Origin of the sequence: Synechococcus sp. H60.3 (assembly GCF_047462295.1) — a bacterium.
Lineage (GTDB): Bacteria > Cyanobacteriota > Cyanobacteriia > Thermostichales > Thermostichaceae > Thermostichus.
In genome coordinates this window covers 15,047-35,666 of sequence record NZ_JANSIY010000008.1, presented here as the reverse complement: position 1 = coordinate 35,666, position 20,620 = coordinate 15,047, and the positions used below count along the sequence as shown (strand labels likewise).

Sequence of the window (20,620 nt, the reverse complement as noted above, 5' to 3'; positions counted from 1 at the left end):
CGATGAAGCAACTGGGGCAGAAGAAGAGACAAAAGCTCTGCTGCCAAGCGGGTGAGGAAACCCCACCCGCCTACGCGGTGGGGTAGTTCATGGCTGGAGGAAGTTGACCAACTTTTGCAGGCGCTCCCAGGCGGCACCGCTGGCAAGGATCTCCCGCGCGCGGGCAATTCCGGCTCTCAAGTCAGCCACAGCTCCCGCCACCTGGAGCACCAGCGCCGCATTGAGGGCCACTGCATCCCGCTGGGCAAGATCGCCGCCTCCCTGGAGAACGCGGCTGAGGATAGCGGCATTTTCCATCAAGTCCCCCCCCTGGAGAGCTTGGACGGAGGCGGGCGTGAGGTCGTAATCCCGGGGGTTCAAGACTTCTGTGCGCAGGGATCCCTGGGAGAGAACGGCCAAGTCCGTGGGCTGAGCAAGGCCAGCTTCGTCAAGGCCTTCCCGGCTATGGAGTACGATGGCTGCTTCCCGCCCCAGTAGGCGCAGGGCTTCGGCCATCACCGGCACCAGCTCCGGCGCATAAACCCCGATGACCTGTCGGTTGGGGTAGAGGGGATTGACCAGGGGCCCCAAGAGATTAAAGACAGTGCGAACTTTAAGGGCGCGGCGGTAGGGGATTACTGCCCGCATAGCCGGGTGCCAGTGGGGGGCAAAGAGAAAGGTGATGCCCACTTCTGCCACCGCCGCCCGCACCCGCTCCGGCTCGGCGTTCAAGTTCACCCCCAGCGCCTCCAGCACGTCCGCCGAGCCGACCTTGCCAGAAGCAGAGCGGTTGCCGTGCTTCACGACTGGGATCCCGGCAGCGCTGACCACGAAGGCCACGGCGGTGGAAATGTTAAACGTGCCGGCCCCATCTCCCCCGGTGCCGCAGGTATCCAGCAGGAGGGGCAGATCCAGGGGGGATCCCAGAGAAGCTCGCTGCAGCACCCGCGCCATGCCGGCCAGCTCGCCAGCGCTGACCCCCTTAGCTTGCAAGGCCGCCAAAATCGCTCCCGACACCACATCCGGCACTTGGTTGTGCAACCAGCCGTTCATAAGCTGCTCCGCCTGGGCCTCGCTGAGGGATTGCCGCTCCAGCAGTTGGCCCAAGAGCTGGGGCCAAAGGTCAGCCGTTTCCGTCATGGGTCGGGATCCGGGTTTTTAGCAAGCTCTCATCCTAGCATAGGCCTGCCGGGGCTCTTTCGGCCAAAGCGGCTAGAGATCGCGCAGCCAGGGGATCCGAGACAGGGGCAGCCGCCGCCAGATCCCTTCGCTCCCTGCGGGATCCAGCAAACGCCAGGCCAGCAACCCTGCTGCCGAGAAGAAAGCCAAAGCCAACAGCAGCGCCAGCGAGTTTTGCACACTTTTGGAGGCGAATCCAACCGGAGATCTGCGTTGAACAGCTTGGGATCCCTTTTGGGCGGGGGAGGGTGGTTTTGCAGAAGTTGGGGAGGGACGCAACGGAGTAGCGGGAATGGGAGGCCCTGGCAGCCGCTTCCAAGCCATAACCACGGCCTGGGGGCGCTGGCGCTGGCGTATCCACCGGTTGAGCTCGGCCAGAGAGATAGCACAGAGGTTGGCAAGGCCCAGCTCCTGCACTCGCTCGACCAAGGGCCGGTCGTTGCTCACCACCACCACCAGGGATCCCGGCTGCTGTTGAGCCAGGGCATAGGCGCACTCGGCAATGGCCTGCTCCAGGCGGACTCGCAGCGACTGCTTGCCGGTGTTGGCTTCGCCCACCAAGGCGCGGGCTTCTGAGACGGCAAATCCCAAACTCGGCCAGTGGCGCAAGAAGGCGCGCGCTGTCGATTCTTCTGCGGGAACGATAGCCTGTCGGGTCAGGCGTTCTAGCTCCGCCATCACCGCCTGGGGCAGCACACACACCCCAAAACGGGCCCATTCCTGCCATAGAGCCGGGCGACCGGCCAGGATCGCAGGACTGTCGAAAACGAGCAACGGCGAGATTTCGGCCATAGGGGGCGCCAGCAGCGGGCTCACCCTCAATTGTGCCGCTTCTCGGAGAACTTGGGGAGGCGGGATCCCTCGGCCAGGCAGAGGCGGATGGCCAGCGGGTAGAGGCGGTGTTCCTGGGCCTGGATGCGCCGGTAAAGGGATTCCACCGTATCTTCCGGCAGAACCGGTACGGCTGCTTGCGCCACGATGGGGCCGCTATCCATTTCCAACGTAACCCGGTGGACGGTACAGCCGGTGATTTTCACGCCGTACTCCAGCGCCTGCTCCACGGCCCGCAGGCCCTTGAAGCTGGGCAAGAGGCTGGGGTGGAGGTTTAAAACCCGCTCCGGGTAGGCGGACAGCAACACCTGGGTCACCAAGCGCATCCAGCCGGCCATAATCACCCACTCCACCTGATGCTCCTGGAGCACTTGCAAGATGGCCATGTCCAGCGCCTCCCGGCTGGAATAGTGCCGATGGTTGAGCAGAATACAAGGGATCCCTCTTCGCTGCGCCCGCTGCCGCACGTAGGCGTCTGGATTGTTGGTGATCACGACGGCAATTTGCGCCCGTAGCTCGCCGGCATCGATGGCTTGGGCGATGGCCTCGAAGTTGCTGCCGTTGCCGGAAGCCAAGATGCCCAGGATCCCCGGCTGGGGCGGAGCCGGGATCTCGCCGGGGTCTGGCCAGAGTAGGTTAGGCAGGTCCATACGAACAACTCGAGGGAAAGTCCGCAGCCCCGCTATTTTAGACCCAGCCGACGCGAGAGATGCGCCAAGAAATGCTGCGATGGGGCAGGGGATCCCCAATGGGTGGGGGGATTTTCTGGAGTTTCTGCAAAGATAGGCCAAGCCAATTCCAGGAACTGGGCCTGGATCTTTCGCAGGCTGGTCTAGATTGGGAAGGCATTGACCTTGGTCTGAGAGCATGGCTCCCTTGGGAAAGCGACAGCGGCGATTTTGGCTTTTTGGCCTGATCGTCCTTCTGGTCGGATGGATGGGATCCCTGACGCAAGCGCAGCAGGGCCTCACCCAGGCCCAGTTGGAGCAGGCCCAATACGTGCGCAGTTGCGGCACTTGCCATGTGGCGCTGCCCGCTCAGGTGTTACCCACCGAAACCTGGCGACGGCTGCTACAGGATCCCGGCCACTACGGCCAGCAGATCCAGCCCTTGACCGGCGTGGCTTTACAACTGGCTTGGGGCTATTTGCGGCCTAATTCCCGTCCCCTGCGCCAAGGGGAACCGGTGCCCTATCGCCTGGCTGAGTCTCGCTACTTCCGCGCTTTGCACCCGCAAGTGGACTTTCCTACGCCAGTGCGAGTAAGCAGCTGCGTGGATTGTCACCCCAAGGTCGAGGCGGGGGATTTCGCCAGCCTCTCGCCGGAATGGCAATCTTGAGGGAGGCCCATGGACATAGGCGTTATTCTGGCCGGATATGCCCAGGGCTACTTCCTGATGGCAGACGAAGAAACGGGATCCCTGGCCTGGTATGGCACTGAGCAGCACGCACTAATCCCTTTGGACGAGCGGTTTCACTGTCCCCGTTCGCTGCGGCCTTTGCTGCGCAGCGGTTGCTTTCAGGTGCGGATCAACCGTGCTTTTGAGCAGGTGGTGGAGGGCTGCGCTGCTCGTCCGAAAACCTGGATTAGCCCGCAGTTAAAGCAGATCTACCTTGCCCTGCACCGGGCGGGGTTTGCCCACAGCTTTGAGACCTGGCAGGGAGACACCTTAGCAGGCGGGATCCTGGGCATTGCTTTGGGGGCAGCCTTTATCGGCGAATCCATGTTTTACCGCATTCCCAACGCTTCGAAGGTGGCGCTGGTCAAGCTGGTGGAACACCTGCGGGCGCGGGGCTTTCGTCTCTTCGATGCCCAGTTGATGAACCCGCACCTGGCTCGCTTTGGGGCTTTTCTCATGGACGGACGGGATTACCAGGAGCTGTTGCAGCAGTGCCTGCGGATCCCTTGCCACTTTGACTGAGCCAGGGCTCTGGGAGGCAGGGGGGGTATTTATCAACAACATGGGCGGATTGAGCTAGGTTAAAGGTAGTGCTCAGCTTTTGTTCTGGCCATCCCGATGTCACAGCCCTCTCCTGTCAGCTCCACCTCCGTTGAGGAGGGATCCTCGCCCCAGGTGAGCTATACCCGCCTGGCCATGCGCAACATGGTACGTAAAGGCAAAACCTCTCTCCTGCACTTCACCCTGACAACAGCAGGGTTGCTGGCAGTGTTGGTAGGGCTAGCCTACCTGTTTCACTGAGTTTACTACCTTTGATGTTCCCTCCTAAACTTTTCCCAAGTGTTAGGAAGGTAAAGAACAGGCAGCGAGGGATCCCGGTTTCGTCGGCGGCAACCTCTGCTGCAGACTTCATCTTTGGCCCTTGGGACTTTGGCCTATGCAAACTTCGCTAGATCGCACCTCCACCCGCTCTGGCATTCGCTTACTGTTGTTTGCTCAGGGTCGAGCCAATATCGAGGAACTGGCGGAGCAATTGCGTCGGCACATCCAGGGGCTGCCCGGCCAGTATCCTGCCCATCTGAAGGTGGTACCGCTGGAGGAGCACCCCTACCTAGCAGAGCACTACAAGTTAGTGGTGACGCCAGCCTTGGTGAAAGCGGAGCCTCTGCCGGCTCAGGTCTTGGCAGGCGAAGATCTGGCGACGCAGTTGGAAGTGTGGTGGCCCCGCTGGCAGGGTCAGGTGGCTTTGGTTTCCCACCAGGAAGAGGCGGGTCAAGATCCTGCTCCTCCCCCAACCACCGAGGCGTTGTTGCAAATGTCGGAAGAGGTGTTTTCGCTGCGCCAGGAGCGCGCCCAACTGCGGGAGCAGTTGGACTTCAAAGACCGCGTTCTGGCCATGCTGGTTCACGATTTGCGCAGCCCCCTGACAGCTACAGCCCTGGCGGTCGAAACCCTACAGCAAGGGCGAGAGGGATCCCTGGACAAGGCGGTGGAGCGGCAGTTGTTCGAGCATGCCCGCCAGCAATTGCGCAAGATGGACAGCATGATCACCGACATTCTTGAGTCGGCCCGTGGCAGTGCCTCGGAGCTGCGGATTCGAGCCGTGGAAACTCAGTTGGCCAGCCTATGCCAGCCAGTGATCGAGGAGCTACTGCCTCGCATCCAAGCCAAGCAATTGCAGTTTCAAGCCGATATTCCGGTGGATCTGCCCACAGTTCACGTGGATCCCGACAAGATCCGCCAGGTTATTTTCAACCTGTTGGACAATGCCATCAAGTACACTCCCGCCGGGGGATCCATCCGCCTCAACATCCTCCACCGCACCAGCCAAAAGGTACAGGTGACCGTCAGCGACACCGGCCCTGGGATCCCGGAAGCCGACCAAGAGAACATCTTCTCCGATGCGGTGCGCCTATCCCGCGACCAACAGCAGGAAGGCTATGGCATCGGCCTTTCCCTTTGCCGTCGCATTGTGCGTGCCCACTATGGCCAGATTTGGGTGGAATCGATCCTGGGCAAGGGCAGCAGTTTTCATTTCACCTTGCCGGTGTATCGACTCTGCGGTCGCTAGCAAAGCTTTGGCCCTCGCTTTTCCCTGTTTCTCCCGAGAGCATGATCGGCCAGAACCAGTGGGGGCGCATCAGGATCACGGTGTCGATGACGTGAATGATGCCGTTGTCCGCCTCGATATCTGCCTGGATAACGGTGGCATTGTTCACTTCAAACACATCCCCTTCGATAAACAGATCGATGGGGGATCCCTCCACGGAGCCTACACTTCGATACTTAGCCAGATCCGCCTTTTTCAGGCAACCGGGCACCACGTGGTAACACAAGATGCGCGTCAGTTGGGGGATGTTTTGCACCAGGGTGGTAATGGTGCCGGGGGGCAACTTGGCGAAAGCTGCATCCGTGGGGGCGAAAACCGTAAAGGGGCCGGGGCCTTTCAGAGTATCCACCAAGTTTGCCGCTTTCACGGCTGTAACTAGGGTGGAGAAACCCTCAGCAGAAACGGCAATATCGACAATATCAGGCATGGCCGAGATCCTTATTTTCTGAAAGTTGGGATGATAGGAAAGCCAAAGAAACAGGCAGTTGCAGAGCTACCTAGCCTGAACACAATCGAGAAGGGGAAGGGTCAATGCCTGGCACTTGAAGTCGGCTAGCGATAGTTCTGATCCTGAATGTAGGCCAGGCGGGCTGCTTCTCGGATCCCGTATTCTGGTCGGGTGAAGCGATTGAGTTGTCCCTCAAAATAACGGCGGTTCATCATCAAATGCCGCGGATTGGGATCGTCCAAAGGATAGAGAAAAGCTGCCCTCCCCGCCTGGATCACGGCTGAGGTAACGTTGTACATGGAGCGCTGGAAGCTGATCCCAAGCTGGATCAGCATGTCATCTTCACCGCGGCAATGCTTGCGGTAATACTCCACCAAATACTGGGGCAAAAAGTGGTACATATCCTGGTGCAAAAGCGTCGGCGGGATCCCAGCAGTGGCCACCGGAAACTTGTCGGCATAGAGGATCCCGTAGTGGAAGTCCAACTGGTTGGTGGGAACTTGGTTGGCCTGGGCGTTGTAGGACTTGGTGCCGCGGAAGGGAGAGGTGCGATAGAACACGGCCTCTACGTAGGGGAAAGCCGCCTCGTAGAGCCAGGTAAATCCCTTGGATTTGGGCACAATATCGTACCATTCTCCGCGAATGCGCACCCGGTGGTAGATGGGCCGCCCGGCAATGGCGAAGATCCCGTTGACCAAAAAGTTCATTGCCTCCGGCACGCTGGTGATTTTGCCCTCGTCGTAGAGATCGCTCATCTCAAAAAAGACGGGGGCCATCACCTCCCAAAACAGGCCCAGCACCGAATACATGGTGGCCTGGCGGCAGAGTTCCAGAAACATGTCTGGAAAGAGCTTGTACAGGCCGGTCAAGAGAGGATTACCCTGACAGTAGGCGCGGATGGCGCGGTCGGCATTTTGTTTGTATTCCTCGGAATCCATATAGGGATCCAACAGGCCCCCCATATCCCGGTGCCAGAGCATGGCCCGCATACATTCTTCGGCAAATTCCATGTTGATGCGGTCATGCCAGAGGTGATGCAAAATCCGCGGCAGCTTGCGCTTGAGCTCCCCTTTTTCCATGAACTCCAGAAGTTCCGGGTGGGCCGTGGCGGGGCCGCGCCAAATGCGCAAATCGGCATTATCTCCCGCGTAGTGATTGGCCAGCTTTAGGTATTCTTCGGGAATGATGTACTTAAAAAAGGGCAAGGGATCCACAAACACCTGCTCGGCAATGTAGAGCAGATCCCGCCAGTAGAAGTCCATCGGCACCGCATAGGCTTTGTAAAGGCCGATAATTTGCATCAGGTTTTCCGGCGTATCCGGCAGCATGGATCCCCCCGCTTCGAGGCGGTGGACTACATCCGCAAAAGGGTGGGTAGAAGGGGGAAGCTTGCGGGTTGTGAGGGTTGTCGTCATGGAAGAAGTCTCCAACTCTTCAAAAGCTCTGGATCCTTGAGGCTATGCGTCGAGATCTCAATTCGGTCTTGGACGCTTCCTGGAAGTTCTCCGATTGCTTTGATCGCCTCCCGAGAAGGTGACCTAGGGAGAATGGGCAAAGTCACCGGCTGAGGCCAGGATGAGGGTTTGGGCCTGAGCCACCTGGGTGGATAGAGTAAACGCCAACGGTTGCGGCCATTTCACCAGGTTCATAGGCTGGATCCCAAACCAGACAATCAAGGCAGTTAAGATAAAGCCCGGGATCCGCTCCCAACCTTGCACCCGTGGGTAGTAGGCGGTGCGGTTGTCCAATTTGCCGAAGCAGGTGCGGTTGAGCAGGATTACAAAATACACCGCCGTCAAGCCGGTGCCGCAGATGCTGATCAAGGTGGGTAAGGGAAAATCCTGGTAGCTGCCCTGGAAGATCAAAAACTCCGCCACAAAGCCCACCAAGCCCGGGATCCCGGCGCTGGCCATGCCGCCCAAAATCAGCAGGGCACTCACGGTGGGCAGGCCGCGCAGGGGATTGAGCAGGCCGTTGAGCACGTCCAGATCCCGCGTTCCCACCTTGCGCTCCACCAGGCCCACCAGATCAAACAGCAGCGCCAAAATCAGGCCGTGGGAGATCATCTGCACCATCGCCCCCGTCAGGCTAATCGGTGTGGCCGCCGCCATGCCCAGCAGGATATAGCCCATATGGCCAATGGAGCTGTAGGCCACCATGCGCTTGATGTCTTTTTGGGCGATGGCTGCCAAAGCTCCCGACAGCACAGCAATGGCCCCCCACCAGGCCAGGATCTCGCCCAGATCGGCCCAAGCTTGGGGAAACAACTGCAGCCCAAAGCGAAACAGACCATAGGTGCCCAACTTGGAGAGCACCCCACCCAGCAGGATCGCCACCGGCGGCGAAGACTCGCCGTAGGCGTCGGGCAGCCAGGTGTGGAGAGGCACCAACGGCATCTTGATGCCAAAAGCCACAATCAACGCCAAGAGTGTCAGGGTTTGGGCAGCAGGGCCCAGAGAGCTAATGCGAATCTCGGCCAGCTCAAAGGTATGGGGATCCCCTAGCCAGTAGATGGCCAAAAACGCCCCCAACAGGAAGATGGCAGAGACAGCGGTGTAAATCAAAAACTTGATGGCGGCGTAATCCCGCTTGGGGCTGCCCCAGATGGAAATAAGCAGGTAGATCGGGATCAGCACCAGCTCGTAAAAGAGGAAAAACAAGAGCAGGTTCTGAGCGGCAAAAGCCCCGTTGACCGACCCGCTCATGAGCAAAATGCAGCCGTAAAAGAGATTGGGCCGCTTCACTTCCGGCTCCGCCGTCAGAATGGCGATGAGGGTGAGCAGCCCGTTCAGGGCCACCATCAACAAAGACAGCCCATCCAAGCCCAGGGAGTAGCTCAGCCCAATTGGCGGGATCCAATCCCACCGCTGCTCCCACTGCAAGCCGGTCGCCTGCAAGTCGAAGCGGGTAAATAGGAACAGGGAGATGGCCAGCGGGATCGCGGCCAAGACCACCGCCAGCTTTCGCCCTCCCAAGCCCAGGAACAGGAGCAGGGATCCCAAGATCGGCAACACAATCAAGGCACTCAGCATGGTTTCTACCCCCTCGATCTACCCAAGCCTAGAAAACCACCAACCCAGCAGGGCCACCCCCACCACAATGGTCAGCACATAGGCCTGCAACTGGCCGGAGGTGGTGTATTTCAGGACTTGGCCGCCTGCCAGCACCACCAAGCTGGTCAAATTCACCAAGCCGTCCACCACGTAGCGATCAAAGAGAGCCGTGACATCAGAGATGATGCGCACCAAAAACACCACACTGGCTCGGTAGAGCTTGGGAGTGTAGAAGTCGTTGGCCAGCAGATCCTGCCAGTCAGCCAAGAAAGACCAGTCCACCGGCCGCCGCTCCCGCGGTAGGTACAGCCAGGCTCCCAAGGCGATGCCCGCCAAGCTGGATCCCGTCATCACTCCAACGGGGATCCCTTCTAGGGTGGGAATGAGATCCAGCGCCGCCAGGATTATAGGCATGTGCAGCGCCACTCCCATGGTGACTGTGCTGGGCAACATCATTGGCCAATGCACCTCTGGGGAACGCTCGCTCATCTGCTGTGGCTTACCCCCCCAAACCAGGCCGAAGACCCGCGTCAGCCCCAGCGCCGTCACCGCATTGGTAACCAGCACCACTGCCGCCCACAGCACCTGCCCGGATTGCGCCAACTGCTGCCACAAATCTGTCAACACCCAGAAGGAGCCAAAAGGCGGCAGAGCCACCATGCCGGCCATCCCCGTCAAAAAGCACAGGCCGGAGATGGGCCGCCGCGACCACAAGCCCCCCAGGTAGCGCAGATCCTGGGTAATGCTGTTCCAGATCACCATACCCAGCGCCATCACCAGCAAGGCCATCGCCGGCGCATAGGTAAGCAGCAGTTGGTAGGCCTGTTGGGTGTGTCCTGTGCCCACTGCTACAAAGATCAAGCCCATGTAGGCGCTCACCAGATAGGACAAGGCCCGCTTGGCATCGATTTGGGCCAGAGCCACGAAGGCTCCCCCCACCGCTGTCAGCCCCCCGATCACCAGCATCACTCGCAACACCGTTGGAGAAAGAGCATAGAGCGGCTGCAGCCGAATCAACACCCAAGCTCCCGTGCCCACCACCACCGAGTTGCGCAAGATCGAGGCCGGGATCGGCCCCTCCATCGCCTCATCCAGCCACAGGTGCAGCGGGAACTGGGCACACTTGCCCACTGGGCCGGCCAACAACCCCAGCCCTGCCAAAGTGATCAAGGTCGGATCTACAGAGATAGCTCCTGCCTGCACCGACTTTGCCCAAGCCGTCAAGTCCTCAAACTCCCAGGATCCCGTCAGAGGGTAGATGGCGATGACCCCCATCAAGAGCAACAGGTCGCCAATGCGCTTGGTCAGAAAAGCATCCCGCGCCCCTGTTACCACCAGCGATTGGTTAAACCAAAAGCCCACCAACAGGTAGGTGCCCAAGGTCAGGATTTCGAGGATGACGTAGCTAAAAAACAGGGAGTCGCACAAGGCCAGAGCGCACATCCCCCCCTCAAATAGGCCCAGCAAGGAGAAAAACCGCGCCCAGCCCCAGTCCATTTCCATGTAGCCAAACCCATAGATCTGGGCCACCAGGTTTAGCGCTGTCACCACGGCGCAGGCCCCCAGCGTTAGCGATGAGGCCTGCAGCGGCAGCTCCAATACCAGATCCCCCACCTGCAGCCAGGGCAGCCGAATCACTTGCGCCGGCTGATCCCAAATTGCCACCAGCGCCCCCACACTGTGCAAAAACGCCACCAAGGTCAGCAGCGCATTGAGATAGCCCGCTGGTCGGGGGCCGGTGCGCCGGGTAATCCCAGGGGACCAAATCAACGCCCCCAGCCATGCCACTAGCGCATAGAGGGGAATTAACCACGCGGTTCTGACCAGCCCGTCCAAACTCATACTCCTCCTTAGGGCCAGGGAGCCTGCCTGACCCCATCGCTAGCTGAGATCCTGTAAAAAATCTTCAAAGGCATCCTAGCGGCAAACCAGGATAGACAAAAATCGAATTTTCCGATGAAAGCTATAGACTTAAATCTATCTGGGAAAGCAGAAACCTTCTCTCAGGCAACCCAGGCAGGAACCGTTGCCAGAGGGCTCCGGGTGCAGGGCGCCTCGGCCAAGTTACAGCTTGGCGCAAAAAGTAGGGGGATCCCCTTTTCCTCTGGGGATCCCTGCTGAGCTTTGCATGTCATCGTCGATTGACACTCCCCCGACTTTAGTCGGGGGATTCTTACACAGTCGACAGACAGACTCGCAAAAGCACTGTTAAGACGCCCCTAGACAGTTCCTTGAAACCCAGTCTCAAGGTTCCGCTTACTTGTTGACTGACAGCACTGTCCGGGTCCTTCACCGGGGTGGGTTTTTGCTTAGAATTGGGGCATTGGCGAGCGCCTCAAGTCGCCAAGGACTACGTCCCGCTAACGCGAACGGGCTTTTCTGCCCCGTACTTTAGTACGGGGCTACCAAGCTGCCCCGCTGTGTGAGCCTTGGTTCCTCAGCAGGAGGTAAGACTTGCCTTCGTGGGCCTAGGTCAGCTTTCCGACTTACTGGAAGTCTGCACGTACAAGATCACCAGGAAGATTGAGGGCACCAGGATAACCAGAATGGTGGCCAGGAGGCCTAGGTAGTTTGTCTCCATAGCTGCACACGCCGCAAACCCAACTGGCAGCTAGCATACCATCCTCAAGTCCGCCTTGCCCAAAGGGAAAGCTAGGCTTAAGGCTTAGTCCTTACCGAGACATCCCCCAATACCCTGGTCTGGCAGGCGAGACGATAGGTATCGGGTTTGCGCTTGAGCTTGCGATTTTCTGCCTCGGTGCGAGGAGAGAGGTTCTCGGCTCCCTCGACGATCTCCACCACACAGGTGCCACACTGGCCGTTGCCGCCGCAGTTGAGCAGCTTGGCCATCATCTTGTAGAGGTCAATCTGGTTCTCCAGCGCCTTCAAGCGCAGGTTAGCGCCTTCCGCGACGACAATCTCCCTATTTTCGTTGACAAAGCGAATCGTTGCCATATCCTCGCCCAAACCACGACACCTTTTAGACTGAGCCAGGAAAGTTCCAGAGTTTGCTAAGTATTGTTACAGTTTAAGTCATATTTTTAATCTTTGGCGAGAGATCTGGGAAGATGATGGCAAATAAGAGGGCATCCCGCCTGAAGCCGCTCAGGTCAGTTGCGTTTCGTTATACTGTTTGATGCCTGTGATGAAAATTCTGAGAGCGATATCCTCACTGGGTGCGCTCTTGGGTTAGGTGGGTGCGGCACCCCTCGACACTGAAGAGACTCCTTAGGTCAGGATCCCAGGTGAAGATGTCGGCTTCAGGTTTTTGACTGGATATCGCGCAAGTGTTGGAGAACGTGGAGGATCGAGTTTTATGGGACTACCGTGGTACCGGGTCCACACCGTTGTATTGAATGACCCAGGCCGCCTGATCGCGGTACACCTGATGCACACCGCCCTGGTGGCAGGTTGGGCCGGATCGATGGCGCTGTATGAAACGGCCATTTTCGATCCATCGGATCCTGTCCTGAATCCGATGTGGCGTCAGGGCATGTTCGTCATGCCATTCATGGTGCGTCTGGGGGTGGTCAACTCCTGGGGCGGCTGGAATATCTACGGCGAGAGCGTGGCCAATCCCGGCTTCTGGACGTTTGAGGGGGTAGCCACTGCTCACATTGTTTTGTCTGGGTTGCTCTTTTTGGCCGCCTGCTGGCACTGGGTGTACTGGGATCTGGAGCTATTCCGGGATCCCCGTACCGGCGAGCCAGCTTTGGACTTGCCGAAAATTTTTGGGATCCACCTGCTCTTGGCCGGGATCCTTTGTTTCGGCTTTGGGGCTTTTCACCTGACGGGGGTGTTTGGCCCAGGGATGTGGGTAAGCGATCCCTATGCGACGACAGGGCACGTCCAGCCAGTAGCACCCGAATGGGGGCCAGCCGGGTTTAACCCCTACAATGCCGGCGGGGTGGTGGCCCACCACATTGCCGCAGGCATCGTGGGCATTATTGCCGGCTTGTTCCACATCACGGTACGTCCGCCCCAGCGCCTCTACAAGGCCTTGCGCATGGGGAACATCGAGACGGTGCTGTCCAGCTCGATTGCGGCCGTGTTTTTTGCCGGCTTTGTGGTGGCCGGCACGATGTGGTACGGCAGTGCCACGACTCCTGTGGAGCTGTTTGGCCCCACCCGCTACCAGTGGGACTCCGGCTATTTCAACCAGGAAATTAACCGGCGCGTCAATGCCGCTATGGAAGCTGGGATGACCCGCAGCGAGGCCTACAATTCTCTGCCCAAGTCCCTGCTCTTCTACGATTACGTGGGTAACAGCCCGGCCAAGGGTGGTCTCTTCCGGGCCGGTCCCATGAACAAGGGAGACGGCATTGCCATCGAGTGGCTAGGCTACCCCGTCTTCCGGGATCGTGAAGGTCGGGAGCTGACGGTGCAACGCATGCCCAACTTCTTCGAGACGTTCCCCGTCATCCTGCGGGATGCCGATGGTGTGGTGCGGGCAGACATTCCCTTCCGCCGCGCCGAGTCGCGCTACAGCTTTGAGCAGGTGGGCGTGACGGTGGAGTTCTACGGCGGCAAGCTGGACGGTCAGGTGTTCACTGACCCGCCAACGGTTAAGAAGTACGCCCGTATGGCCCAGTTGGGTCAGCTCTTCGAGTTCGACCGAGAAACGCCCAAAGCCGACGGCACCTTCCACACCAGCCCCCGCGGTTGGTTTACCTTCGCCCATGCGGTCTTTGCCCTGCTGTTCTTCTTCGGCCACATTTGGCACGGCGCCCGTACTCTCTTCCGAGATGTGTTCGCCGGTATTGACCCGAACATGAGCGAGGAAATGGTGGAATTCGGCGTCTTCCAGAAAGTGGGGGATCCCACCACTCGCAAGGTGCAAGAAGCGTAAGGCTTTCTCGCGGGATGACCGTCGGCACTCTGTTTCTCTTGGGAGAGGGGGTGCTGACGGTTCCGAGCTAATCTGGAGTCAAGCCCCCTTAGAATTTTGATTTGGAGGTTGGTATGGAAGCCATCACCTACACCTTTATTCTGTTTTTGACCTTGGGCCTTCTGTTTTTTGCCGTTGCCTTTCGCGAAACTCCTAGGATTCAGAAGAAGTAACCTGAGCTAGGGGCTGCTGCTGTCGGCTTGCCGAGGGCGTTAGCGGGTCGAGGCGGCCCGAAGAGACGGCAGTTGTACCGCGGACAAGGCCGGAAAAATCCCCGGCCTTGTTTTGTTTTCAGATAGCGCTCGGTTCCAGGCTGGTAGAGTATCCCCCAGGCAACCCAGCAAAGCTGTTTTCAAAACGGTAGCTGTCCTCTCCTGCTGGCAGAGGGGGTAGCTGCTGGTGCTGCTTTATTGAGATTGCTATCAGTATCTTAGAGGGGGAGCCCTTGTCCCACTGCTCAAATAGGATCGCTAGAATTGCTTCGCGACGGTTTCCAGAACTATGGGGATTGCCGGGGCTTGAGTTCGCAACTAAGCCAACTTTAGGTTAGCGATGGCAACAGTGCTGCTGGTGGAAGACGATCCAATTAACGCCCGCGTTTTCGACAAAGTGTTGCGGCGGCGAGGCGGGTTTGAGGTCTTTCACAGCCAGGATGTGGAGGAAATCCTACGGCTGGCGCAGGCGCGCGAGGTGGACGTGATTTTGCTGGATGTCTCCCTCTCTCAAAGCACCTTTCGTGGCGAGGCAGTGGACGGGATCCGCATTGCCCAACTGTTGAAGGGGGATCCGCGAACAAGCTCCATCCCCATCCTCTTGGTAACGGCCCACGCCATGCGCGGCGACCGCGAGGCCTTCCTGGCCCAGAGTGGGGCCGATGGCTATATTGCTAAGCCAGTAGTGGATCACGAGGAGATGGTCAACCAAGTGCGCCAGGTGTTGGCTCAGGCCCAGCAGTCTTAGTCAACTGGCAAGACTGGTTACGATGGACTGCCAAAAAGGGATCCCGTCCTGCCCTGGCAAATCGGGATCTGCTGCCCGCTCCGGGTGAGGCATCAAGCCAAGGATGCGACCGCTGGGATCGCAAATGCCAGCGATGTTATCCACCGAGCCATTGGGGGCGACCGGGGCATAGCGAAAGACGATCTGCCCCCGATCCTGGAGCTGCTTGAGGGTATCGCCATCGCAGACGTAGCGGCCTTCTCCATGGGCAATGGGCAGGGTCAGAGTGGCTCCGCGAGGGTAAGCCCTTGTCCAGGGCAGATCTTGCCGCTCCACGCGGATCCCTACCCGGTCGCAGATAAAGTGCAGGTTGGCGTTGCGCAGCAGCGCCCCCGGCAGCAGCCCTGCCTCTGTCAGGATCTGAAAGCCGTTGCAAATGCCCAAGACATAGCCCCCGCGGGCTACGTGCTCGGCCAGGGATCCCATTACCGGCGCAAAACGGGCCAGCGCCCCGGCTCGCAGATAATCCCCGTAGCTGAAGCCGCCCGGCAGCACCACCACATCCAGCCCTGACAAATCGGTTTCCCGGTGCCAGATCAGCCGCGTCGGACAGCCCAAGAGGCTGCGGGTTACCCAGGCCACGTCGCGGTCACAATTGGAGCCGGGGAAAACGACAATGCCAAACCTTACCTTGGTCATGGGGATCCCTTGCTGTCAACAAAAAGGTGGCGAGGGTTAGGGCAACTCGTGGGAGGCTGGATCCCTCGAATCAACCTTCTACAGGCTCCACTTGGATTTGATAGGTCTCAATTACCGGATTGGCCAGCAGTTGCTCGCACAGCTCGCTGACTTGGCGTTGAGCGGTTTCGGTGTCGGGGGCCTCTAGCCGCAGTTGGATGTGTTTGCCAATGCGCACCCCTTGCACCTGGGTGTGCCCCAACTGGTGCAAGCTAGCCTGGAGAGCCGCCCCGGCAGGGTCGAGCACAGAGGGGCGCAGGTGGATCTGGATCTGGGCCTGGAACTGCATAGAATAAAGGCTGGATCTGCTCCAAGTTTACAGCCGAGTCGTCACTTCCTTTGGACGAGGTCTATGGATGCGGCGCGCCTTGTGGCCATTGCCCGAAATGTTTTCCGAGAAACGATTCGGGATCGGATTCTCTATCTGGTGATGGTGTTTGCGGTGGTCATGCTGGGAGCCATCGTTTTGATCCCCCAGGTAGCCAACCAGGCTCACAACAAGATCATCGCCGATCTGGGTCTGGCCGCCATCCACTTCCTGTCACTGGTGGTGGCCATTTTCGTCGGCACTGGGCTGGTGAATAAAGAGATCGAGAGGCGCACGGTCTACGTACTGATTGCCAAGCCCATGAGCCGGGCGGAGTTCATCGTCGGCAAGCATCTGGGCCTGTCGGCTTTGCTGTCGGTGCTGCTAGTAATGATGACGGCCGTCTTTTTGCTGAGCCTGCTGGTGGTGCAGGCCCCTATTTCCCCCTGGGCTGTTCTCTGGGCAACCGTCTTCACCTTTCTGGAGCTGGTGCTGATTGTGGCGGCAGCGCTGCTGTTTGGAGTTTTTACCTCTCCGATTTTGGCCACCCTCTACACAATTGCCCTCTTCATCATGGGCCACGCCAGCCGCGCCCTGCTGCAGTTAAGCAAGCTGGTGGAAGATGCAGGTTTTGGCAAGGTGTTCGAGGTCATCTACTTGGTCTTGCCGGATCTGGAGCGCTTCAATCTAAGAGATGCTACCGTCTACGGCCAAATTCCCCCGCCCACCCAGCTCCTCGGTGATGCGCTCTACGGCCTGATCTACACCGTCTTGCTGCTCATTTTAACAGTGCTGGTGTTTGCCCGGCGTGAGTTCTAATAAGCTCTCGGTGGAGCTCTAGTTAAACCTTTTTTGCTCCCTCTCTCATGCGATTTTTCCACTTCCATACCCCTGAGCAAGTCCCGCCGTCAGGGATCCCAGCTTGCGCAGTAGCCATCGATGTCCTGCGGGCCACCACCACCATCGCCACAGCCCTGGCTGCAGGCGCAGAAGCAGTACAGGTGTTTGCCCACTTGCAACAGCTTCAGGAAGCAAGCCAGAACTGGCCGGCTGGCAAGCGGCTTTTGGCCGGGGAACGGGGGGGCAAAGCAGTGGCAGGGTTCGATCTGGGCAACTCCCCCCGCGAATACACCCCCGAGCGTGTGCGGGACAAGCGCATCTTCATGAGCACCACCAACGGCACCCGCACCCTTCAGCGCTTGGAAGGGATCCCGGTGGTGATCACAGCGGCCCTGGTGAACGTGGGAGCGGTGGTGGAGTTTCTCAGGCGAGGAGCTTTTGCCGAGGTGTGGCTGGTGGGATCCGGCTGGGAAGGGGCTTTTGCTTTGGAAGACACCGCCTGTGCCGGGGCGATTTTGCATCGCCTGGGCTGCTCGTGGGAGCAGTTGGGCAACGATGAGGCAGTAGCCGCCCTGGCCCTCTACCAAACCTGGCAGGACGACCTGTTGGGCCTGTTGCGGCGCTCCAGCCATGGGCAGCGGCTATTGGCAATTAGTCCCGAAAACGACAGCGATCTGGCCTATTGTGCCGCCATAGACCAGCTCCTGGTGGTGCCCCAGCAGGTTCAGCCCGGCGTTTTGGCCCTTGCTGGCTAGCTGGCCTGGGGTGTCTCAGCAGCAACAGCCAAAGCCTTCTGCTGCAGCCACTCCTGCCATTCTCCCGGGATCAACTTGCTGTGAAACGCATCTCCGGAGATAAACACATCCCGCTGGTTTTGGGCCAAAACGAAAATGGAGCGGCGGTCGAAATGGGAGGTGAGCTTGTAGAGGGTGTAGGGGCCTTCGGAGTAGAGGGTTAAAGTTTCCTGATCTAGGCCGTGGCGACTGCTTTGGCCGTGGGCCCGTAAGATCATGTTGATCAGTTGCTCGTAGTACATACAACCTTCCCGAATGAATAGAATACACCCCTGGGCAAGACTTCAACAGCCAAGGCGGCTGCCAAGGCCCGGGCGGCTCGCGTGAGCCCAGCATAACAAATCCCGCTCTGTGGCTAGGCAACACTGACCCCCATAGAGCAGGTGGGTTCAACCAATGCGGCGGCAAATGGGATCAACAAATGCGATAAATAATAAGGCAAGCCGTCAATTTTGTGCAGGCAGCCCCCATGGCCACTACGGCGCCTCGTTCTCTTCCTCCCACCGATCCCGTCTGCGTCGCCATTGTCGGGGCCTCCGGGTATGGAGGGGTGCAGTTGGTGCGGCTGCTCAGCGAACACCCCGGCGTGCAGATTACCTACCTGGCCGGTCAAGACAGCGCCGGCAAACGCTACGGGGATCTCTACCCCCATCTAGCCCAGGCGGTGGACTTGACCATTCAGCCAGTGGATGTGGAGGCCATCGCCGCTAGCAGCGACGTTGTCTTTTTATCTCTGCCCAACGGACTGGCCGCAGACCTAGCGCCGCCTTTGCTGGCCAAGGGGTGCAAAGTCCTAGATCTCTCGGCGGACTACCGCTTTCGCAACCTGGCCACCTACCAATCCTGGTATCGCCTGGGGCAGACGGATCCCAATTGGCCCAGCCCTGCCTATCGCCAGGCCAACGAGCAGGCGGTTTACGGGCTGCCAGAACTCTACCGGGAGGCTATTGCCCAAGCCCAACTGGTAGCCTGCCCCGGCTGCTACCCCACGGCCTCCCTCCTGGCGGTTGCCCCTCTGTTGCGGCAGGGGTTGGTGGAGCTGGACAGCCTGATTTTCGATGCCAAGTCCGGCGTCTCCGGCGCAGGCCGCACCCCCAAGCTGGGATCCCTATTTGCCGAGGTGGACAGCTCGCTGGGTGCCTATGGCGTGGCCCAACACCGGCACACGCCCGAGATCGAGCAGGCCTGCTCCGACCTCACCCACACCCCCATCACTGTGCAATTTACGCCCCACCTGGTGCCAATGGTGCGGGGCATCCACGTGACCTTGTACGCCAACCTGCGGGATCCTGGTCTCGTGGGCGAGGATCTCATCACCATTTACAACGCCTTCTACCGCCAATCCCCCTGGGTCAAGGTGCTGCCCCGCGGCGTTTACCCGCAAACCAAGTGGGTGGCTGGCACCAACACCTGCATGATTGGGGTGGAGGTGGATACTCGCACCAACCGGGTGATTGTTCTGTCGGTCATCGACAACCTCATGAAAGGGCAAGCCGGGCAAGCGGTGCAATGCCTCAACCTGATGATGGGGTGGCCGGAAACCTTGGGCCTGCCGCGGCTTGCCTTTTACCCCTAGCTATAATGCCGGTAATTCCCCTGAGGTGCCCATGCCTGAGTTTTCGGATCCCGTCTTCTCCCCCAATCTCGATCCCAGCGCTGCCCCATCCGCTGCGCCGGCGAACTCTCCACCTTCGTGGGCCAGAGCAGGGGATCTGAACTGGGAGGAGCTGTGGCGGCAACTGGAAGCAGGCTGGCAGGAGCTGCCCCGACGCTCTGAAGAAACGGTGCAGCAGACCCTAGCTCGTTTGCAACTGGAGTGGGGGGGCTTGTGCCGCGAGGCAAGGGATCGGCTACAGGCAACTCTGGACAAAGCCAGAGCCACAACCTCTCCAGAGCCCCTCCAGCGAGAACTGCAAGCGCTTTTGCCTCTGCTCAACCCCAGCCAATGGGAGGTGGTCATCGGCTCTCTGGAACGGGCTGCCGACCGAGCCTGGGTGGCCAGCCTGCTCTATCAGGGCCTGCAGGAGCAGACCCATCCCAGGGCAGAAACCAACGGCATCCCTTCCTGGGCGGAGGGGTTGACTGCTGAGCAGCGCTCCGCCCTGGTGGCAATGAGCCTGCGGGCCTATGGCAACAGCCGCCTACCTTTGGTCATGGACAAAAGCGGCGAGATCCAAGTGAAAGCCTCAGCCGCCCTCTTGGCCGCCCTCATTGCCATCGAGATCGGCAGCGTGGGATCCGCAGGCGCCCTCTCCTTGCTGGGTACACCAGAGTTGCGCAAGCTCTTGAATGCCGAGGGCAAGCTGCGGCGCAGCATCTTAAAACAGGGGCGAACTGCCCTCACCGAAGAGGAATGGCAAACCCTGCGCCAGTGGCTGGATCCCAAGGGATCCCCGCCCGACTGGTACCTCTCCCTCACCCAAGTGGGGATCCAAACCACGCAGGTGGGGGAGTATCTGGCGCGGCGGCTGCGGGAGTTTTTCCAGAGCGAGTGGATCAAGCTGGTGATCCCCCCGCTGTACCACTTGGTTATCGATGCAGTGCGGCTGTTGACGGGAGAAGTGTTTCTCAGCGTGGGCACCACCCTAGAAGCGGCTTTGGAGTCAGCAGAAGCCGAACGACGACTGGAATTGCTGCTGCAAGCTTTGCCCCAGGCCCGGCACATTCCCAGTCCTGAGCGCATCCAAGCTGCCCTTCCCGCCGTTGTAGAGGCTGCTGAGACAGCCCTCAGGCCACTGCTGGGGCGCCAGTTGATGACGGTGGCCGACATCTTCGACCCGCCCCTTCGCAACGAAAGCCTCAACGAATTGGGGCGGCAACTCAACCTCTGGAATCCCTTGCAGTTTTTGCTCACCTGGGGCACGGCTGGCTGGCTGGGCGCTCTGCTAGATGAGATCAAGGAATTGCAGCAAACCTACCCAGAAATGCCCCTCTGGGAAAGCTATCGCCAGGGGGTTGAGACGGCAGTGCAAGCGCCGCGAGTGATGGATCAGGCGGAAGCCTTGCGCCTTACCGCCAAGAGCTTGGATCCCAAGATAGAACCCTCGGACGACTGACTCACCGCAGGCGTACCCTACCCTCTTAGCCGAAGTGCCCCCATCTGCGGGCGTAGTCAC

23 protein-coding genes are annotated in these 20,620 nt (G+C 59.5%); 11 read left to right on the top strand and 12 right to left on the bottom strand.

Going from position 1 to position 20,620, the window contains the following annotated elements:
* Window positions 1-87 precede the first annotated feature (87 nt).
* The 3 genes from trpD to purN form a co-directional block, all read right to left on the bottom strand.
* On the bottom strand, window positions 88-1,119 hold the full coding sequence (gene trpD, locus NW841_RS02045; RefSeq protein WP_414385144.1) for an anthranilate phosphoribosyltransferase: 1,032 nt from the start codon (window positions 1,117-1,119) through the stop codon (window positions 88-90).
* A gap of 72 nt (window positions 1,120-1,191) precedes the next feature.
* Entirely contained in the window at window positions 1,192-1,950 is a 759-nt protein-coding gene (locus NW841_RS02040; RefSeq protein ID WP_414385142.1) for a PIN domain-containing protein, read from the bottom strand.
* 26 nt (window positions 1,951-1,976) lie between these two features.
* Window positions 1,977-2,639, bottom strand: coding sequence for a phosphoribosylglycinamide formyltransferase (purN, locus tag NW841_RS02035; RefSeq protein WP_414364091.1), 663 nt, complete (start codon window positions 2,637-2,639; stop codon window positions 1,977-1,979).
* A 217-nt stretch (window positions 2,640-2,856) separates the two neighbouring features.
* Between purN and NW841_RS02030 the strand changes: the two genes are divergently transcribed.
* From NW841_RS02030 to NW841_RS02015, 4 genes are all read left to right on the top strand, one after another.
* Complete coding sequence (locus tag NW841_RS02030) at window positions 2,857-3,327, top strand: hypothetical protein (protein ID WP_414364092.1); 471 nt, start codon at window positions 2,857-2,859, stop codon at window positions 3,325-3,327.
* Window positions 3,328-3,336: 9 nt separating this feature from the next.
* A complete protein-coding gene (gene aat, locus NW841_RS02025; RefSeq protein WP_414385139.1) occupies window positions 3,337-3,909 on the top strand; it encodes a leucyl/phenylalanyl-tRNA--protein transferase in 573 nt (190 codons plus the stop codon).
* A gap of 96 nt (window positions 3,910-4,005) precedes the next feature.
* Complete coding sequence (locus NW841_RS02020; protein WP_414364094.1) at window positions 4,006-4,188, top strand: DUF3285 domain-containing protein; 183 nt, start codon at window positions 4,006-4,008, stop codon at window positions 4,186-4,188.
* A 136-nt stretch (window positions 4,189-4,324) separates the two neighbouring features.
* Window positions 4,325-5,458, top strand: coding sequence for a histidine kinase (locus NW841_RS02015; RefSeq protein ID WP_414385138.1), 1,134 nt, complete (start codon window positions 4,325-4,327; stop codon window positions 5,456-5,458).
* On the opposite strand, the gene NW841_RS02010 is transcribed toward NW841_RS02015, so the two are convergent.
* The 6 genes from NW841_RS02010 to NW841_RS01985 all read right to left on the bottom strand — a co-directional run bounded on the left by NW841_RS02010 (window position 5,424) and on the right by NW841_RS01985 (window position 11,953).
* Window positions 5,424-5,924 carry a fasciclin domain-containing protein gene (locus tag NW841_RS02010; protein WP_414385136.1) on the bottom strand — a complete coding sequence of 167 codons (501 nt, stop codon included), beginning with the start codon at window positions 5,922-5,924 and terminating at the stop codon, window positions 5,424-5,426. The genes NW841_RS02015 and NW841_RS02010 overlap by 35 nt on opposite strands.
* A 125-nt stretch (window positions 5,925-6,049) precedes the next feature.
* A complete protein-coding gene (locus NW841_RS02005) occupies window positions 6,050-7,360 on the bottom strand; it encodes a CO2 hydration protein (protein WP_414385134.1) in 1,311 nt (436 codons plus the stop codon).
* Between the two features lie 123 nt (window positions 7,361-7,483).
* On the bottom strand, window positions 7,484-8,977 hold the full coding sequence (locus tag NW841_RS02000) for an NADH-quinone oxidoreductase subunit M (protein WP_414364098.1): 1,494 nt from the start codon (window positions 8,975-8,977) through the stop codon (window positions 7,484-7,486).
* A gap of 18 nt (window positions 8,978-8,995) precedes the next feature.
* On the bottom strand, window positions 8,996-10,840 hold the full coding sequence (locus tag NW841_RS01995) for an NAD(P)H-quinone oxidoreductase subunit F (protein WP_414385133.1): 1,845 nt from the start codon (window positions 10,838-10,840) through the stop codon (window positions 8,996-8,998).
* Between the two features lie 631 nt (window positions 10,841-11,471).
* Window positions 11,472-11,579, bottom strand: coding sequence for a photosystem II reaction center protein PsbM (gene psbM / locus NW841_RS01990; RefSeq protein WP_011429539.1), 108 nt, complete (start codon window positions 11,577-11,579; stop codon window positions 11,472-11,474).
* 77 nt (window positions 11,580-11,656) lie between these two features.
* Window positions 11,657-11,953 carry a 2Fe-2S iron-sulfur cluster-binding protein gene (locus NW841_RS01985; RefSeq protein ID WP_414364100.1) on the bottom strand — a complete coding sequence of 99 codons (297 nt, stop codon included), beginning with the start codon at window positions 11,951-11,953 and terminating at the stop codon, window positions 11,657-11,659.
* A gap of 361 nt (window positions 11,954-12,314) precedes the next feature.
* Between NW841_RS01985 and psbB the strand changes: the two genes are divergently transcribed.
* The 3 genes from psbB (at window position 12,315) to NW841_RS01970 (ending at window position 14,846) form a co-directional block, all read left to right on the top strand.
* Window positions 12,315-13,847, top strand: coding sequence for a photosystem II chlorophyll-binding protein CP47 (gene psbB / locus NW841_RS01980; protein WP_414364101.1), 1,533 nt, complete (start codon window positions 12,315-12,317; stop codon window positions 13,845-13,847).
* 113 nt (window positions 13,848-13,960) lie between these two features.
* Window positions 13,961-14,059, top strand: coding sequence for a photosystem II reaction center protein T (locus NW841_RS01975; protein WP_011429542.1), 99 nt, complete (start codon window positions 13,961-13,963; stop codon window positions 14,057-14,059).
* A gap of 379 nt (window positions 14,060-14,438) precedes the next feature.
* Window positions 14,439-14,846, top strand: a complete 408-nt coding sequence (locus NW841_RS01970; RefSeq protein ID WP_414364102.1) for a response regulator — start codon at window positions 14,439-14,441, stop codon at window positions 14,844-14,846.
* Here NW841_RS01970 and purQ read toward each other — a convergent pair whose 3' ends face one another.
* Together purQ and purS are read right to left on the bottom strand one after the other, a co-directional pair.
* The gene (gene purQ, locus NW841_RS01965) at window positions 14,847-15,524 is read right to left on the bottom strand and encodes a phosphoribosylformylglycinamidine synthase subunit PurQ (RefSeq protein WP_414364103.1); all 678 of its coding nucleotides are present in this window, start codon (window positions 15,522-15,524) and stop codon (window positions 14,847-14,849) included.
* A gap of 70 nt (window positions 15,525-15,594) precedes the next feature.
* Complete coding sequence (gene purS, locus NW841_RS01960) at window positions 15,595-15,852, bottom strand: phosphoribosylformylglycinamidine synthase subunit PurS (protein WP_414364104.1); 258 nt, start codon at window positions 15,850-15,852, stop codon at window positions 15,595-15,597.
* Window positions 15,853-15,915: 63 nt separating this feature from the next.
* On the opposite strand from purS, the gene NW841_RS01955 reads away from it, so the two are divergent.
* Together NW841_RS01955 and NW841_RS01950 are read left to right on the top strand one after the other, a co-directional pair.
* Window positions 15,916-16,689 (top strand): ABC transporter permease, encoded by a 774-nt coding sequence (locus NW841_RS01955; RefSeq protein ID WP_414364105.1) that lies wholly within the window; start codon window positions 15,916-15,918, stop codon window positions 16,687-16,689.
* Between the two features lie 47 nt (window positions 16,690-16,736).
* Window positions 16,737-17,465: a 2-phosphosulfolactate phosphatase family protein gene (locus tag NW841_RS01950; protein WP_414385132.1), complete on the top strand. Its 729-nt coding sequence runs from the start codon at window positions 16,737-16,739 to the stop codon at window positions 17,463-17,465.
* Here NW841_RS01950 and NW841_RS01945 read toward each other — a convergent pair.
* Window positions 17,462-17,746: a hypothetical protein gene (locus NW841_RS01945; RefSeq protein WP_414364107.1), complete on the bottom strand. Its 285-nt coding sequence runs from the start codon at window positions 17,744-17,746 to the stop codon at window positions 17,462-17,464. The two genes, NW841_RS01950 and NW841_RS01945, sit on opposite strands and share 4 nt — an antisense overlap.
* A 227-nt stretch (window positions 17,747-17,973) precedes the next feature.
* On the opposite strand from NW841_RS01945, the gene argC reads away from it, so the two are divergent.
* Window positions 17,974-19,080, top strand: a complete 1,107-nt coding sequence (argC, locus tag NW841_RS01940) for an N-acetyl-gamma-glutamyl-phosphate reductase (protein WP_414364108.1) — start codon at window positions 17,974-17,976, stop codon at window positions 19,078-19,080.
* Between the two features lie 31 nt (window positions 19,081-19,111).
* Window positions 19,112-20,560, top strand: coding sequence for a hypothetical protein (locus NW841_RS01935; protein WP_414385131.1), 1,449 nt, complete (start codon window positions 19,112-19,114; stop codon window positions 20,558-20,560).
* Window positions 20,561-20,620: the final 60 nt, after the last annotated feature.

Bases quoted from the DNA above. Each gene is read 5' to 3' on its own strand.
- trpD (WP_414385144.1), bottom strand. From the start codon at position 1,119: ATGACGGAAACGGCTGACCTTTGGCCCCAGCTCTTGGGCCAACTGCTG.
- NW841_RS02040 (WP_414385142.1), bottom strand. From the start codon at position 1,950: ATGGCCGAAATCTCGCCGTTGCTCGTTTTCGACAGTCCTGCGATCCTG.
- purN (WP_414364091.1), bottom strand. From the start codon at position 2,639: ATGGACCTGCCTAACCTACTCTGGCCAGACCCCGGCGAGATCCCGGCT.
- NW841_RS02030 (WP_414364092.1), top strand. From the start codon at position 2,857: ATGGCTCCCTTGGGAAAGCGACAGCGGCGATTTTGGCTTTTTGGCCTG.
- aat (WP_414385139.1), top strand. From the start codon at position 3,337: ATGGACATAGGCGTTATTCTGGCCGGATATGCCCAGGGCTACTTCCTG.
- NW841_RS02020 (WP_414364094.1), top strand. From the start codon at position 4,006: ATGTCACAGCCCTCTCCTGTCAGCTCCACCTCCGTTGAGGAGGGATCC.
- NW841_RS02015 (WP_414385138.1), top strand. From the start codon at position 4,325: ATGCAAACTTCGCTAGATCGCACCTCCACCCGCTCTGGCATTCGCTTA.
- NW841_RS02010 (WP_414385136.1), bottom strand. From the start codon at position 5,924: ATGCCTGATATTGTCGATATTGCCGTTTCTGCTGAGGGTTTCTCCACC.
- NW841_RS02005 (WP_414385134.1), bottom strand. From the start codon at position 7,360: ATGACGACAACCCTCACAACCCGCAAGCTTCCCCCTTCTACCCACCCT.
- NW841_RS02000 (WP_414364098.1), bottom strand. From the start codon at position 8,977: ATGCTGAGTGCCTTGATTGTGTTGCCGATCTTGGGATCCCTGCTCCTG.
- NW841_RS01995 (WP_414385133.1), bottom strand. From the start codon at position 10,840: ATGAGTTTGGACGGGCTGGTCAGAACCGCGTGGTTAATTCCCCTCTAT.
- psbM (WP_011429539.1), bottom strand. From the start codon at position 11,579: ATGGAGACAAACTACCTAGGCCTCCTGGCCACCATTCTGGTTATCCTG.
- NW841_RS01985 (WP_414364100.1), bottom strand. From the start codon at position 11,953: ATGGCAACGATTCGCTTTGTCAACGAAAATAGGGAGATTGTCGTCGCG.
- psbB (WP_414364101.1), top strand. From the start codon at position 12,315: ATGGGACTACCGTGGTACCGGGTCCACACCGTTGTATTGAATGACCCA.
- NW841_RS01975 (WP_011429542.1), top strand. From the start codon at position 13,961: ATGGAAGCCATCACCTACACCTTTATTCTGTTTTTGACCTTGGGCCTT.
- NW841_RS01970 (WP_414364102.1), top strand. From the start codon at position 14,439: ATGGCAACAGTGCTGCTGGTGGAAGACGATCCAATTAACGCCCGCGTT.
- purQ (WP_414364103.1), bottom strand. From the start codon at position 15,524: ATGACCAAGGTAAGGTTTGGCATTGTCGTTTTCCCCGGCTCCAATTGT.
- purS (WP_414364104.1), bottom strand. From the start codon at position 15,852: ATGCAGTTCCAGGCCCAGATCCAGATCCACCTGCGCCCCTCTGTGCTC.
- NW841_RS01955 (WP_414364105.1), top strand. From the start codon at position 15,916: ATGGATGCGGCGCGCCTTGTGGCCATTGCCCGAAATGTTTTCCGAGAA.
- NW841_RS01950 (WP_414385132.1), top strand. From the start codon at position 16,737: ATGCGATTTTTCCACTTCCATACCCCTGAGCAAGTCCCGCCGTCAGGG.
- NW841_RS01945 (WP_414364107.1), bottom strand. From the start codon at position 17,746: ATGTACTACGAGCAACTGATCAACATGATCTTACGGGCCCACGGCCAA.
- argC (WP_414364108.1), top strand. From the start codon at position 17,974: ATGGCCACTACGGCGCCTCGTTCTCTTCCTCCCACCGATCCCGTCTGC.
- NW841_RS01935 (WP_414385131.1), top strand. From the start codon at position 19,112: ATGCCTGAGTTTTCGGATCCCGTCTTCTCCCCCAATCTCGATCCCAGC.